A 14065-nucleotide genomic window follows, 5' to 3' on the forward strand; every position below is an offset into this window, starting at 1 on the left:
GTTCCGGGTTTTTCGTCAATAACCCGGAAAAAAACGTACCGAAGCCGTCATCCCCGCTGTGAGCTGGGAAAACGGCCGCCCGAAAGGATTCGCACGCCGCGTAACGTTCCCGTAACGGGACGGCGGGCCGGGTCGCCGCTCCAGCCCCACGCGTTGACATTCGTTTGGACAGTCGCCAAATTAAAGGAGCGCGTGCCGTCCCGAGCCGACCCCCTGGAAGGCCACCCATGAGGCGCTTGCTCCCGGTGCTCCTGGCCCTGACGCTCACCTGCGGCACGCTCGCCGCGCCCGGCCACGCCCGCACCGCCGCGCGCCAGGTGACCTACGACCGGTACTCGCTCATGCTCGACGGAGAGCGGATCGTGCTGCAGGCCGCCGAGTTCCACTACTTCCGGCTGCCGAGCCCGGCGCTCTGGCGGGACGTGCTGGAAAAGCTCAGGGCGGGCGGCTTCAACGCCGTCTCGGTGTACTTCTCCTGGGCCTTCCACTCGCCGCGCCCCGGCGCCTACGACTTCACCGGCGTCCGCGACGTGGACCGCCTGCTCCGCCTGGCCGAGGAGACCGGCCTGTACGTCATCGCCCGCCCGGGCCCGTACATCAACGCCGAGACCACCGGCGGCGGCCTGCCCGCCTGGGTCAAGACCGTGCCGGGCCGCGCCCGCAGCAGCGAGCCCGGCTACCGCGAGGCGTACCGGGAGTGGCTGGACCACATCAACCCGATCCTGGCCCGCCACCAGGTCACCAGGGGCGGCCGGGTGATCCTCTACAACGCCGAGAACGAGTACCAGGTCAACACCGACGCGGCGTACATGCAGGACCTCCAGGACCGGGCCCGCGCCGCCGGCATCGACGTGCCGATCACCACCAACGACTGCTGCGACGCCGGGAGCTGGAGCTCGACCTGGGCCACCGGTCCCGGCGCGGTGCAGATCCCCGGCGTGGACGACTACCCGCAGTCCTTCGCCTGCGCCACCCCCGGCGTGTGGGGCCCGTGGGGCGAGGGCCTGACCGAGCGGCTGCGCGAGGACGTCCCCGTCTTCGCCGCCGAGTACCAGGCGGGCGCGATCGACTCGGGCAACGCCGGCTACGACAGGTGCCGCGAGCTGACCGGCCCGGCGTACATGAAGTTCTTCTACAAGAACAACCTCATCCAGACCGGCGCGACCGTGCTCTCGTACTACATGGGCTACGGCGGCACCAACTGGGGCTGGCTCGCCCAGCCCAACGACGTCTACACCTCCTACGACTACGGCGCCGCCGTCACCGAGGCCCGGCAGCTCACCCCCAAGTACGACGAGTTCAAGCGCCAGGGCTCCTTCCTGCAGGCCGTCGCCCCGCTGGCCGAGACCGACCCGCTGGCCGCCCGCCCGGCCGCCGACAACCCCGCCCTGACCACCGCCGCCCGCGCCAACCCGGACACCGGCACCCAGTTCGTGCTGGTCCGGCACGCCGACCGGGCCGCCGCCACCACCGACGACGCCACCCTCGACTGGGCCGCCCCCGACGGCCGCTACCGGGTGCCGGTGCGGGTCCAGGGCCGCGACGCGCACGTGCTGGTGGCCGGGTACGACCTCGGCGGCCAGCGCCTGGCGGTGTCCACCAGCGAGATCATGACGCACGCCGCGATCGGCGGCCGCGACGTCGCCGTGCTCTACGGCACCGCCGACTCGCCCGGCGCGACCGTGCTCCGCTACGCCGCCGAGCCGCGCGTCACCGTGCTCGCCGGGCGGGTGCGCAGCGCGTACGCGGGCGGCGACCTGCGCCTCGACTACACGCACGAGGGCCTGGCCCGGGTGCTGGTGACCGGCGGCGGGCGGCGTCCGCTGCTGCTCCTGCTCGGCACCGACGAGGAGGCGGCGGCGTTCTGGCGGGCCGGGACGGACGCCGTCCCGGTGCTGGTGCGCGGCACGAAGCTGGTCCGCGCCGCCTCGGTGAGCGGCGACGCCGTCCGGCTGACGGCCGACACGGCGGCAGGCGAGGTCGAGGTGTTCGCCCCGCCGCAGGCCCGCCGGCTGCGCGCCGGCGGCGAGGAGGTGGCGGTGTCCCGCACCGCGAGCGGCTCCCTGCTCGGCGTCACCCGCGCCCCCGCCCCCGTCCGGCTGCCCGCGCTGACCGGCTGGCGCCGCCACGCCGAGAACCCGGAGGCGCGGCCCGGCTTCGACGACTCCCGCTGGACCGCCGCCGACCGCACCACCACCGTCAGCCCTCACAAGCCGCGGACGCTGCCCGTCCTGTACGCCGACGACTACGGCTTCCACCACGGCGACGTGTGGTACCGGGGACACTTCACCGCCACCGGCCAGGAGACCTCGGTGGACCTCAACGCCGTCACCGGCCTGCGCGGCGGCTACCTCGTCTGGCTCAACGGCCGCTACCTCGGCTCGGCCGCCGGCGGCGTGGAGGCCGACTCCGGCGACCAGGCCACGCCGCCGAACCCGGACCCCGGGCCGGGGCACTTCGCCGTCCCCGCCGGCGTGCTCCGGCCCGGCACCGACAACGTCCTCGCCGTGCTGGTCGAGAACATGGGGCACAACGACGACTGGATCGCCGACGACCTGCGCTTCAAGCAGCCGCGCGGCCTGGTCGCCGCCGAGGTGGGCGGCGCCCCGATCGCCTGGCGGATCCAGGGCGCGGCCGGGACGGACCCGGTCAGGGGCGGGCTCAACAACGGCGGCCTGTACGGCGAGCGCGCCGGCTGGCACCTGCCGTCCCACCCCGACCGGGCGTGGCCGGCCGCCGATCCCGCCGCCACGCCGCTCGCGCCGGGCGTCACGTGGTACCGCACCTCGTTCCGGCTGGACCTGCCCGCCCGGCAGGACGTCCCGGTGGGCCTGCGCTTCGGCGGCACGCCGTCGCCGGACCACCGGGTGCTGATCTTCGTCAACGGCTGGAACCTCGGCCAGTACGGCGGCGACATCGGCCCGCAGACGGAGTTCGTCCTCCCGGCCGGCGTGCTGCGGGAGCGCGGCGCGAACACGATCGCCCTGGCGGTGACCGCCGAGCGGCCCCTGCCCGGCGGTCCGGGGCCGCTGGAACTGTTCGCCTACGGCAACGTGCGCACCGGGTAGCGCACCGGGTGGCTCAGTCCCGGACCGCCATCTCGCCCAGCTCGGACCAGTCGTCCTGCGGGACGGTGGCGTTGACGATGCGCGGCGTCTCGGCCAGGTAGCGCGGCAGCGTCTCCTGGGCCTGCTTGAAGTGCGGCGACTGCACGTGCGCCGCCCCGGCGGCGGCGTCGCGGAACGCCTCGACCAGGACGTACTCGTCGCGGTCGGCGACGCTGCGCGACCAGTCGAACCACAGGCAGCCGGGCTCGGCCCTGGTCGCCTCGGTGAACTCCCGGGCGATCTCCGGCCAGCGGTCGGCGTGCTCGGGCTTGATGCGGAACTTGGCGGTGATGAAGATCATGGAGCCTCCCTCGTCGGATCCTGCGTACGGCTCCGAGCCTAATTTCATGGTTTCCGTGTAGGAAATGTTGACTTTCTTCGAGGGGCCCCGTAACTTCGTCCGCATGAGCCAGGGCCTCTACCTGACCCGGCGCCCGCACGTGGACCACTGCCACGTCGCCAGCGCGCAGTGTCGCTGATCACGCTTCGCCGGAACCCCCCTCTCTCCCTCCCCAGAGGACACCCAACGTGATCAAGACCAGACATGCCTTCATGGCCGTGCTGCTGCCCGCCGTCCTGGCGGGCTGCGGCGGCGCCGAGGCGACCACCGGTGCATCGGAGGTGAAGGTGCTGCGTTACCAGGGCAACGCAGGCGCCGTCACCTTCGCCGAGCTGGCCGAGTCCCTCGGCTACCTCGGCGACGTCAAGCTGAAGTGGGTGGGCAACACCACCTCGGGACCCCAGGACATCCAGTCCGCCGCGACCGGCCAGACCGACTTCGGCGGCGCGTTCAACGGCGCGATCATCAAGCTCAAGGCCGCCCGCGCCCCGATCAGGGCGGTCGTCGGCTACTACGGCTCCGACCGCGAGACCTTCAACGGCTACTACGTCAAGCAGGACAGCCCGATCAGGACCGCCCGCGACCTCATCGGCAAGAAGATCGGCGTCAACACCCTCGGCGCGCACCACGAGGCGGTCATCAAGGAATACCTCAAACGCCAGGGGCTCACCCCCGAGGAGGTCAAGCAGGTCCAGCTCGTGGTGATCCCGCCGGTCAACACCGAGCAGGCGCTCCGGCAGGGGCAGCTCGACGCGGGCACGCTCGGCGGCGTGCTCAGGGACAAGGCGCTCGAACGCGGCGGGCTGCGCCCCCTGTTCACCGACGTGGACCTGTTCGGCCCGTTCACCGCCGGCTCGATCGTGCTGCGCGAGGACTTCATCGCCGACAACCCCGCCACCGTCAAGACCTTCGTCGCCGGCTTCGCCAAGGCCGTCGAATGGGCGCAGACGCACTCCCGCGCCGAGGTCGTCGCCCGCTTCGAGCAGATCATCGCCAAGCGGGGCCGCAACGAGAGCGCCGACACCGTCCGCCTGTGGAAGAGCACCGGCATCGCCGGCAAGGGCGGCGTCATCGCCCCCAAGGAGTTCCAGACCTGGATCGACTGGCTGGAACGCGAGGGCGAGCTGCGCCCCGGCCAGGTCAAGGCCGCCGACGTCTACACCAACGAGTTCAACCCCTACGCCGCCGGGAGCGCGTCATGACCGAGATCGGCATCAGGGACGTCACCAAGACGTTCCACCTCCGCGACGCCGCCGAGCCGTTCACCGCCCTGTCCGGCGTCGACCTCGACGTGCGCGCGGGCGAGTTCCTGGCGCTCGTCGGGCCGAGCGGCTGCGGCAAGTCCACCCTGCTCGACCTGATCGCCGGGCTCACCCCGCCGACCAGCGGCAGCGTCCTCATCGACGGCGTCCCGGTCACCGGCCCCGGCCTCGACCGGGGCGTGGTCTTCCAGCAGTACGCGCTGTTCCCGTGGCGCACCGCGCAGGCCAACGTCGAGTTCGGGCTGGAGGCCAAGGCCGTGCCGAGGCGCGAGCGGGCGGCGCGGGCCCGCGAGCACCTGGCGCTGGTGGGCCTCGCCGGGTTCGAGGACCGCTACCCGCACGAGCTGTCCGGCGGCATGCGCCAGCGCGTGGCCATCGCCCGCAGCCTCGCCTTCGACCCCGACGTGCTGCTCATGGACGAGCCGTTCGCCGCGCTCGACGCCCAGACCCGCGAATCCCTCCAGGAGGAGCTGGTGCGCGTCTGGCAGCACACCGGCAAGACCGTCGTCTTCATCACGCACGGCATCGACGAGGCCGTCTACCTGGGGCAGCGGGTCGCCGTCATGACCTCCAGGCCCGGCCGGATCAAGGAGGTGGTGGAGGTCGCGTTCGACTCGCGCGAGGGCGACCTGCGGGCCCACCCGGACTTCGGCGAGTACCGCCACCACATCTGGACGCTGCTGCGCGACGAGGTCGCCGCCGCGCAGCGCCAGGAGCGGGAGGTGGCGGTCTCCCATGGCTGACACCCGCGCCCTGCCCGGCGACCTCCACTGGTACGACCTCCCGGACGACGAGGCCGAGACGGACGGGCCCGACACCGGCGAGCCCGACACCGGCGAGCCCGACACCGGCGAGCCCGACACCGGCGAGCCCGACACCGGCGAGCCCGACACCGGCGAGCCCGACACCGGCGAGCCCGACACCGGCGAGCCCGACACCGGCGAGCCCGACACCGGCGAGCCCGACACCGGCGAGCCCGACACCGGCGAGCCCGACACCGGCGAGCCCGACACCGGCGAGCCCGACACCGGCGAGCCCGACACCGGCGAGCCCGACACCGGCGAGCCCGACACCGGCGAGCCCGACACCGGCGAGCCCGACACCGGCGAGCCCGACACCGGCGAGCCCGACACCGGCGAGCCCGACACCGGCGAGCCCGACACCGGCGAGCCCGACACCGGCGAGCCCGACACCGGCGAGCCCGACACCGGCGAGCCCGACACCGGCGAGCCCGACACCGGCGAGCCCGACACCGGCGAGCCCGACACCGGCGAGCCCGACACCGGCGAGCCCGACACCGGCGAGCCCGACACCGGCGAGCCCGACACCGGCGAGCCCGACACCGGCGAGCCCGACACCGGCGAGCCCGACACCGGCGAGCCCGACACCGGCGAGCCCCTGCTGATCAAGTCGGCCCGGTCCATGGGCCTCGGCCCGGTCCGGCTGTTCCAGAAGGTGATCCTGCCCGCCGCCGTGCCGGCCATCTTCACCGGCGTCCGGCTGGCCGGGGCGACCTCGATCCTCGTGCTGCTGTTCGCCGAGATGGTCGGCGCGAAGGCCGGGCTCGGCTACCTCATCCTCGACACCCAGTCCAGCTTCCGCATCCCCGACATGTACGCCGGCATCATCACCATCTCCGCCCTCGGCCTGCTGCTCAACCTGCTCCTGGTCGCCGCCGAGCGCCGCTTCTCCACCTGGAGGACCACGTGACGAGAAAGCTCCACCTGAACGCCTTCCTCATGGGCGTCGGCCACCACGAGGCCGCCTGGCGGCACCCGCGCACCGAGCCCGCCCGGCTCACCGACGTACGCCACTACCAGGAGCTGGCCAGGATCGCCGAACGCGGCACGCTCGATTCGGTGTTCCTCGCCGACGGGCTCGCGCTGCAGGGCCACGTCGGGCACAACGCGCTCGGCGGCCTCGAACCCCTCACCCTGCTGTCCGCGCTCGCCGCCGTCACCGACCACATCGGGCTCATCGCCACCGTGTCCACGACGTACAACGAGCCCTTCCACGTGGCGCGCAAGTTCGCCTCGCTCGACCACATCAGCGGCGGCCGGGCCGGCTGGAACATCGTCACCTCCGCCGGCGAGGCCGAGGCGCGCAACTTCGGCATCGAACGCCCGCCGCACGCCGCCCGCTACGCCCGCGCCGAGGAGTTCCTGGAGGTCGTGCTCAAGCTGTGGGACAGCTGGGAGGACGACGCCGTGCTGCGCGACCGGGCCGCCGGGCGCTACGCCGACACCGGCAAGATCCACGCGATCGAGCACACGGGGGAGCACTTCGCCGTGCAGGGCCCGCTCAACGCCGCCCGCCCGCCCCAGGGGCACCCGCTGCTGGTGCAGGCCGGCTCGTCGGAGGACGGCAAGGACTTCGCCGCCCGTTACGCCGAGGCCGTCTTCACCGCCCAGCAGACGCTCGCCGAGGGCCAGGAGTTCTACGCCGACCTCAAGCGCCGGGTGGCCGCGCGGGGCCGACGTCCCGAGGAGGTCCTGGTGCTGCCCGGCATCTCGCCGATCATCGGCTCCACCGAGCGGGAGGCGCTGCGGCTGGAGAAGGAGCTGGAGGAGCTGATCATCCCGGCGTACGGGCTGGCGCAGCTCCGCCAGATGACCGGCATCGAGCTCACCGAGGACGACCTGGACCGGCCGCTGCCGGAGCTCCCGGCCGAGACGGAGGGGGCGCAGAGCCGCCGCCGGCTCGTCCTGGACCTGGCCAGGCGCGAGCGCCTGACGGTCAGGGGGCTGCTGGCCCGCCTGGCCGGCGGGCGCGGCCACCGCGTCGTCGCCGGCACGCCGGAGCAGATCGCCGACCAGCTCCAGGAGTGGTTCGAGGGCGGGGCGGCCGACGGCTTCAACGTGATGCCGCCGATCCTGCCGGACGGCCTGGCCGACTTCGTCGACCACGTGGTGCCGGAGCTGCGCGCGAGGGGGCTGTTCCGGCACGCCTACGAGGGCCGCACCCTGCGGGAGAACTACGGCCTGCCCCGCCCCGCCTCCCGCTACGCGGCCGAGCTGGTGGCCGCCGGATGAGCGTCGTCACCGTCGTCGGCCATCCGAGAGCGGACTCCAGGACCCAGACCGTGGCGATCGCGGCCGGCGAGGCGATCGCCGCCCGCCTCGGCGGGCCGGTCGCGCACGAGCTGGTGGACCTGTCGGCGCTCGGCCCCCACCTGCTCGCCCCGGCCGCCTCCCCGGGGGTGGAGGCGGCGCTCGGCCTGGTGGCGGAGGCGAGCGTGCTGCTCGTGGCCGGCCCCACCTACAAGGGCACCTACACGGGCCTGCTGAAGGCGTTCCTGGACCGGCTGCCGCCGGCCGCGCTGGCGGGCAGGAGCGCCCTCCCGCTGCTGGTCATGGGCGATCCGAAGCACTCGCTCGCGGTGGAGGTGCACCTGCGCCCGCTGCTGGTCGAGCTGGGCGCGTCCGTCCCGACCCCCGGCCTGGCCTTCCTGGAGTCCCAGCTCCCGGACCTGCGGGAGGTCGTCGCCGCCTGGGCCGAGCAGGTCGTCCCGCAGCTCCCGGCGAGGGTGCCTCACTGAGATCTTGTCAGGCAGTCAACACGGTGTTTCTGTTGCGGGAGGCGCGCGCGACCCGTGCGCCTCCCGGCACGCAGAGAGGACCGTCCGTGTCGTCACAGTCCTGGTTACGCAGCAGCACCCTCCTCGCCGTCGCGCTCGTCGCGGCCACCCTGTCGCCTGCCGGGCCGGCCCGGGGCGAACCCGGCGGGCCGGCCCCCGTCCACGACTTCCAGGCCGAGCAGGGCGGCAAGCCCGACGTGGACAACCGGCAGGGCCGGGTCCCGCCGCCGGCCGGCGCCGACGCCCGCAGGGCCGGCTCGGCCGCCCGGATCCGCTGGAACGACCTCGGCACCCCCGCCGTCGTCACCCCCGCCGTCGTCACCGGCGCCGGGCCGCTGGCCGAGGGCCTGGGGAACGACCCCGAGCAGGCCGCGCGCGGCTACCTCAAGGCGAACGAGAGCCTCTTCGGCCTGCCCGCCGAGGCGGTGGACGCGCTGGAGCGGGTCGCGGTCAACCCCGTCGGCGCCGGCCACGCCGTGCTCCTCCGCCAGCGCTTCGGCGGCCTGCCCGCCGGGGTGGACGGCCTGGTCTCGGTCGGCGTGGTGAACGGCGCCGTCCGGTTCGTCACCTCCTCGCTGTCGCGGGCCACGCAGCCGCCGCCGGCCGCCGCGATCACCGACCGGCAGGCCTTGGAGATCGCCGCCAGGGACGGCGGCATCGACCTCGCCACCGCCGCGACCAAGCAGGCCACGCCGGTGGCGGTGCCCGCGCCCGACGGCGTGCACCGGGCGTACCAGGTGGTCCTGATCGGCGGCTCGGACGGCGCGCCGGCGGCGTACACCACCCACGTGGACGCCGTCACCGGCGCGATCCTGACCCGCGAGAACCTGGTCGACCACTTCGACCCGGAGAACCCGCGCTGGGCGGTGTTCCCCGCCACCCCGCCCGGCGACCACTCCTCCGCCGACACCCGCCGGACCTGGTGCTTCGCCGCCGCCCCCGGCTGTGACCTGGTGACCGGCGGCGACCCGCGCACCGGCCTGCCGTGGGACGTGGACCACGCCACCGGCGAGCCGACGCGCACCAGCCTCGGCAACGCCGCCCGCACGTACGAGAACCGCGCCAACGGCGACCCGTTCAGCGTCGGCACCCGCACCAACGTCCTCACCCCGAGCCGGAACTACGTCCACCCGTGGCGCAACGCCTGGTACGCGGCCAAGTGCGACCCGGCCGCCCTCGACCAGCCGGGCGAGGCCGACCTGGAGGCCGCCATCGCCAACCTCAACGCCATGCACAACCGCATGCACGACTGGTCCTACCGGCTCGGCTTCACCGAGACCGCCTGGAACATGCAGGCCGGCAACGGCGACCGCGGCGGCCTCGGCGGCGACCCCGAGCAGGGCAACGCCCAGGCCGGCGCGCGGGTGGCATCGGTGCGCGACAACGCCAACCAGGTCACCGGCCCCGACGGCGTGGCCCCGATCACGAACATGTACCTGTGGCAGCCCATCGCGGGCTCCTTCTACGCGCCCTGCGTGGACGGCGACTACGACATGTCGGTCATCGCCCACGAATACTCGCACGCGATCTCCGGCCGCATGATCGGCGGCCCGGCCGCCGGCTGGAGCGGCGCGCAGGCCGGCGCGATGAACGAGAGCACCTCCGACCTGTTCTCCATGGAGTACCTCTTCGAGTACGGCTTCCGCGCGCCGGGCGCTACCCCGTACGTGACCGGCGGCTACGTCACCGGCGACCGGCAGCGCGGCATCCGCAACTACGACATGTCCAAGTCGCCGCTCAACTACAGCGACCTCAACTACGACCTGGTGGGCCAGCAGACCCACGCCGACGGCGAGATCTGGTCGGCCACCCAGTTCGACGTGCGCGCGGCCTTCGTCAAGCGCTACGGCCTCGGCACCGCGGCGCTCCAGCGCTCCTGCGCGGACGGGAGGACCCCCGTGGAGCGGTGCCCGGGCAACCGGCGCTGGGTGCAGCTCGCCTACGACGCGCTGCTGCTCATGGCCTCCGGCGCGGTCACGTACGTCGACCACCGCGACGCCCTGCTGGCCGCCGACGCCATCCGCTTCGGCGGCGCGGACCAGGACATCATGTGGCGCGCGTTCGCCCAGCACGGCCTGGGCCGCGACGCCGCCGCCACCGGCCCCAACGACGGCGACCCGACGCCGAGCTTCACCGACCCGCTCGGCCGCAACGGCTCGGTGCGGCTGAAGCCCCTCGGCGAGGCGAAGGACGCGGCGCTGCGCCTGTACGTCGGCGACTACGAGGGCCGCGTCGTCCCCGTCGCCGACACCGACCCGGCCACCCCGCTCGGCGACACCGCCGAGCTGACGCCCGGCGTCCACTCCGCCGTGGTCGCAGGGAAGGGCTTCGGGCACCATCGCCTGACGCTCCCGGTGGTGCCGGGCGTGACGCTGCCGGTGCCGCTGCCGCTGACCCGCAACCTCGCCGCCGCGGCGGCGGGCGCGACGGCGAGCGGCGACGGCGTCAACCAGGGCCTGCTCATCGACGAGACCGAGGCCACGAACTGGGCCTCGCTCTCCGGCGCGCCGGCCGGCCGGTCGGTGGTCGTGGACCTGGCGGGCGACGCCCCCGTCACGGTCCGGCGGGTGCAGGTGAGCGCGATGCTGCGGCCGAACACCGGCGACCCGGCCGACCCCGGCGGGCAGAACCGCTTCTCGGCCCTGCGCGCCTTCGAGGTGCTGGCCTGCAGCGCGAACTGCGCCGACCCGGCGAGCTTCAGGAAGATCTACACCAGCCCGCCCGACGCGTTCGCCGCGACGCTGCCGCGCCCGCGCGGCTCCGACCTGCTGATCAGGTCGTTCGCGGTGCGGCCGGCGGCGGCGACGCACCTGATGCTGCGCGTGGTCAGCACGCAGTGCACCGGCAACCCGCTGTACGCGGGGGAGCAGGACGCCGACCCGGCGTCCTCGACGGACTGCGCCACGGCGAGCCCGCAGCGGGAGCAGGTGCGGGCGGCCGAGTTCCAGGCGTTCACCCGCTGACGCAAGGGAGAGGCCCGGCGGGGGTGGTGGCCGCCGGGCCTCTGGTCAGGTGTTCAGCCGCGGGCCTCAGTAGATGCGGTACTTCTTGCCGCAGTTGTCGAACTTGCCGGCCCAGCAGGTGAAGGTGTAGATCTTCTTGATCCCGTGGCCGCTCCACGTGCCGACGACCTTGCCGTCGAAGGCGTGGTTGAAGCGGTGCCAGGAGCCCTTGCTGTAGTACTCGAACCAGACCCAGCCCTTCTTGCCGCCGGGCTTGTCCACGCCGTACCACTTCGTGTAGACCTTGCCGCCCTGCTTCCAGGTGCGGCCGAAGGTGTAGGCCTTGTGGTCGCTGGAGAAGAACCTGCCCCAGGTGTGGACGCCGGTGCCGGCGGTGGCGGCCTGCTGGGCGCCCGCGGTCGTGGCCTGGGCGGCCGGGGCGACGGCGAGGCCGGTCAGGGCCAGCGAGCCGGCGATGGTGGCCATGGCGAGGGTCTTACGCATTTCGGGTTTCCTCCCCGTTTGTCGGTGCTGCCGGGTGCTGTCCGGCATCACGGACATTACGGAGACCTCCAGCGAGACTCTGTGGAGAAATCCACACGTGGGACGTGATCAGGAGCACACCCGCCCTCACGAGCCGCCGAGCGGCCCCCGGTCGGCCGGGAACGGCAGGAACGGGGCCGTGGCCGCCTTCGCCGCGGCCGCCCCGGCGTCGCCGCACAGCGCCACCAGCAGGTGATCGACCTGGGCGTAGTCGATGGCGTGCGGCACGAGGTGCCCGTTCTCGTCCACGGTCTGGTACTTCGTGCGGTTGACCCCGAAGGAGATCTGCCGGGCGCCGTCCGGGCTGGACAACGACTGCGTGGCCATGCCGAACACGCCGCCGTCGTGCCCCCAGAACCGGCCGCAGGGCAGGTCGAGGGCGTAGATGCCGAGGCCGTACTCGATCCGGCCGCCGCCCGCCAGGACGGGCACCGTCTTCTGCATCTCGGCGAGCTGCGCCGGGCCGACCAGCTCGCCGCGCAGCAGCGCCCGGTAGAACCGGTTGAGGTCGTCCATGGTGGAGGTGACCGCCCCGGCCGTGCTCGCCCACGACGGGTCGTAGACGCTGTAGTCGCGCGGCGGGTCGATGAAGCCGTACCACGACTCGTACGCCTTGGAGTGCGGCCCGGGGATGTGCGGCGTGCGCGGGAACGACGTGTGCCGCAGGCCCGCCTTCCTGATCACCTCGCGGGTGACGTAGTCCTCGGCGTCCTGGCCGGTCACCTTCTCCAACAGCAGGCCGGCCAGCACGTAGTTGGTGTTCGAGTACGAGCCGGGGGCCGCGCCCGGCTCGCCCGTGGGCGGCGCGGCGAGGCCCATCCGGGCCAGGTCCTCCGGCGCGAACCTGCGGAAGCGGTTGTCGTCCAGGCTGCGCGTCGAGCCCTCGCCGAGCGAGGGGAACGCGGGCAGGATGTAGTCGGCGATGTGGCTGGTGTGGTTGAGCAGCATCCGCACCGTGATCCGCTGCCCGCGCTCGCCCGGCACCAGGTCCGGCAGGTACCGGCCCACGGGGGCGTCCAGCTCGACCGCGCCCCGCCCGGCCTGCTGGAGGATCGCGACCGAGACGAAGGTCTTGGTGATGCTGCCGATGCGGTGCACCAGGTCGGGGCGGACCGGGCGGCCGGTGTCCACGTCGGCCACGCCGGCCGCGCCCCGCCAGGTCCGGCTCCCGTCGCGGACCTCCGAGTACATCCCGAACATGCCGGCGTCGTGGACGGCCTCCAGCGTCCGCCGGAGCGCCTGGCGGTCCAGGCCGCCGGCCGCCTCGGCGGGGGCGGCCAGGGCTCCGGCCGCGAGCAGCGCGCCCATGGCGGTGGCGGCGGCCGCCCGCCGGGCGCTGGTGGGGAATCGGCGAGAAGTCATGGCCTCAGCATGCGCCGGGCGGGGGTGCGGGGATAAGTCGGCGATGTCACCGGGTGGGTATGACAGGGATCATGCGTTCCCGATGACATCGCGCGAGCGCGCGGGTGAAAGGGCGCGCGGGTGAAAGGGCGCGCGGGTGAAAAGGGCGCGCGCCCGGCGCCGCCCGCGCGGCATGATCGCTGGGTGGAGTACGAGGAGCTGGTCCGCCGCGCGCTCGCCGAGCCCTTCGCGGGCTGGGACTTCGGCGTCCTGGCCGGCCGCATGACCGCCCGCGAGGAGCTGCCCTGGGACTACGCGCGGCTGGTGCGCGACCGGCTGCCCGGCGCGGCCTCGCTGCTCGACCTCGGCACCGGAGGGGGCGAGCTGCTGGCCTCCCTCGCGCCGCTGCCGCCCCGCACCGCCGCCACCGAGGGCTACCCGCCGAACGTGGCGATCGCCCGCCGGCGGCTGGCCCGGCTCGGCGTCGAGGTGGTCGCGGGTGGTCCCGCGCCGCTGCCCGGCGGGGCGTTCGAGCTGGTCACGGCCCGGCACGAGGCGTACGACCCGGGCGAGATCCGCCGCCTGCTGGCCCCCGGCGGCGTCTTCGTCACCCAGCAGGTCGCGGGGCGCGACCTGGAGGAGGTCAACGCGGCCCTGGGCGCGCCGCCGCACGAGCGCCGCGACTGGGACCTCGCCCAGGCGGCGGCCGGGCTGGCCGCCGCCGGGCTGGAGGTCACCTGGACGGGGGAGGGCGGCTACCCGGCGGTCTTCCACGACGTCGGGGCGCTCGTGCTGTTCCTGCGGGTGGTGCCCTGGCAGGTGCCGGGCTTCACGGTCGCCGGCTACGACGGGCGGCTCCGCGCCCTGCACGCGGAGCTGCGGCGGGGCCGGTCGCTGCGCGCCACCGCCCGCCGCTTCGCCCTCGTCGCCCGCCTCCCCTGACCGCCCGGCGT

Annotated in this window: 11 protein-coding genes; 8 read left to right on the top strand and 3 right to left on the bottom strand. The window is 74.0% G+C overall.

All coding sequences use genetic code 11. The features are described 5' to 3' along the window. The first annotated feature begins 227 nt into the window (after nucleotides 1-227). Nucleotides 228-3068: a beta-galactosidase gene (locus MF672_RS41045; RefSeq protein ID WP_242381877.1), complete on the top strand. Its 2841-nt coding sequence runs from the start codon at nucleotides 228-230 to the stop codon at nucleotides 3066-3068. Between the two features lie 13 nt (nucleotides 3069-3081). On the opposite strand, the gene MF672_RS41050 is transcribed toward MF672_RS41045, so the two are convergent. Beyond that, a complete protein-coding gene (locus MF672_RS41050; RefSeq protein ID WP_242381878.1) occupies nucleotides 3082-3408 on the bottom strand; it encodes a putative quinol monooxygenase in 327 nt (108 codons plus the stop codon). A 227-nt stretch (nucleotides 3409-3635) separates the two neighbouring features. Here MF672_RS41050 and MF672_RS41055 point away from each other — a divergent pair, with 227 nt between their 5' ends. The 6 genes from MF672_RS41055 to MF672_RS41080 all read left to right on the top strand — a co-directional run bounded on the left by MF672_RS41055 (nucleotide 3636) and on the right by MF672_RS41080 (nucleotide 11249). Next, nucleotides 3636-4649, top strand: a complete 1014-nt coding sequence (locus MF672_RS41055) for an ABC transporter substrate-binding protein (RefSeq protein WP_242381879.1) — start codon at nucleotides 3636-3638, stop codon at nucleotides 4647-4649. Beyond that, nucleotides 4646-5452, top strand: a complete 807-nt coding sequence (locus tag MF672_RS41060; RefSeq protein ID WP_242381880.1) for an ABC transporter ATP-binding protein — start codon at nucleotides 4646-4648, stop codon at nucleotides 5450-5452. The genes MF672_RS41055 and MF672_RS41060 overlap by 4 nt, the downstream gene beginning before the upstream one ends. Next, nucleotides 5445-6419, top strand: coding sequence for an ABC transporter permease subunit (locus tag MF672_RS41065; protein ID WP_247815682.1), 975 nt, complete (start codon nucleotides 5445-5447; stop codon nucleotides 6417-6419). The genes MF672_RS41060 and MF672_RS41065 overlap by 8 nt, the downstream gene beginning before the upstream one ends. After that, nucleotides 6416-7741: an LLM class flavin-dependent oxidoreductase gene (locus MF672_RS41070; RefSeq protein WP_242381882.1), complete on the top strand. Its 1326-nt coding sequence runs from the start codon at nucleotides 6416-6418 to the stop codon at nucleotides 7739-7741. The genes MF672_RS41065 and MF672_RS41070 overlap by 4 nt, the downstream gene beginning before the upstream one ends. Beyond that, nucleotides 7738-8247, top strand: coding sequence for an NADPH-dependent FMN reductase (locus MF672_RS41075; RefSeq protein ID WP_242381883.1), 510 nt, complete (start codon nucleotides 7738-7740; stop codon nucleotides 8245-8247). The genes MF672_RS41070 and MF672_RS41075 overlap by 4 nt, the downstream gene beginning before the upstream one ends. An 86-nt stretch (nucleotides 8248-8333) precedes the next feature. Then, a complete protein-coding gene (locus tag MF672_RS41080; RefSeq protein WP_242381884.1) occupies nucleotides 8334-11249 on the top strand; it encodes a M36 family metallopeptidase in 2916 nt (971 codons plus the stop codon). A gap of 66 nt (nucleotides 11250-11315) precedes the next feature. On the opposite strand, the gene MF672_RS41085 is transcribed toward MF672_RS41080, so the two are convergent. Together MF672_RS41085 and MF672_RS41090 are read right to left on the bottom strand one after the other, a co-directional pair. Then, nucleotides 11316-11732 carry a hypothetical protein gene (locus MF672_RS41085; protein ID WP_242381885.1) on the bottom strand — a complete coding sequence of 139 codons (417 nt, stop codon included), beginning with the start codon at nucleotides 11730-11732 and terminating at the stop codon, nucleotides 11316-11318. Nucleotides 11733-11858: 126 nt separating this feature from the next. Then, nucleotides 11859-13133, bottom strand: a complete 1275-nt coding sequence (locus MF672_RS41090) for a serine hydrolase domain-containing protein (RefSeq protein ID WP_242381886.1) — start codon at nucleotides 13131-13133, stop codon at nucleotides 11859-11861. Between the two features lie 183 nt (nucleotides 13134-13316). Here MF672_RS41090 and MF672_RS41095 point away from each other — a divergent pair, with 183 nt between their 5' ends. Further along, the gene (locus tag MF672_RS41095) at nucleotides 13317-14054 is read left to right on the top strand and encodes a class I SAM-dependent methyltransferase (RefSeq protein ID WP_242381887.1); all 738 of its coding nucleotides are present in this window, start codon (nucleotides 13317-13319) and stop codon (nucleotides 14052-14054) included. Nucleotides 14055-14065: the final 11 nt, after the last annotated feature.

It is taken from the genome of Actinomadura luzonensis, assembly GCF_022664455.2.
Lineage (GTDB): Bacteria > Actinomycetota > Actinomycetes > Streptosporangiales > Streptosporangiaceae > Nonomuraea > Nonomuraea luzonensis.

What these genes read in the sequence shown, in the direction of transcription:
- MF672_RS41085 (WP_242381885.1), bottom strand. Translation starts at nt 11,732, where the DNA reads ATGCGTAAGACCCTCGCCATGGCCACCATCGCCGGCTCGCTGGCCCTG.
- MF672_RS41050 (WP_242381878.1), bottom strand. Translation starts at nt 3,408, where the DNA reads ATGATCTTCATCACCGCCAAGTTCCGCATCAAGCCCGAGCACGCCGAC.
- MF672_RS41075 (WP_242381883.1), top strand. Translation starts at nt 7,738, where the DNA reads ATGAGCGTCGTCACCGTCGTCGGCCATCCGAGAGCGGACTCCAGGACC.
- MF672_RS41090 (WP_242381886.1), bottom strand. Translation starts at nt 13,133, where the DNA reads ATGACTTCTCGCCGATTCCCCACCAGCGCCCGGCGGGCGGCCGCCGCC.
- MF672_RS41065 (WP_247815682.1), top strand. Translation starts at nt 5,445, where the DNA reads ATGGCTGACACCCGCGCCCTGCCCGGCGACCTCCACTGGTACGACCTC.
- MF672_RS41045 (WP_242381877.1), top strand. Translation starts at nt 228, where the DNA reads ATGAGGCGCTTGCTCCCGGTGCTCCTGGCCCTGACGCTCACCTGCGGC.
- MF672_RS41060 (WP_242381880.1), top strand. Translation starts at nt 4,646, where the DNA reads ATGACCGAGATCGGCATCAGGGACGTCACCAAGACGTTCCACCTCCGC.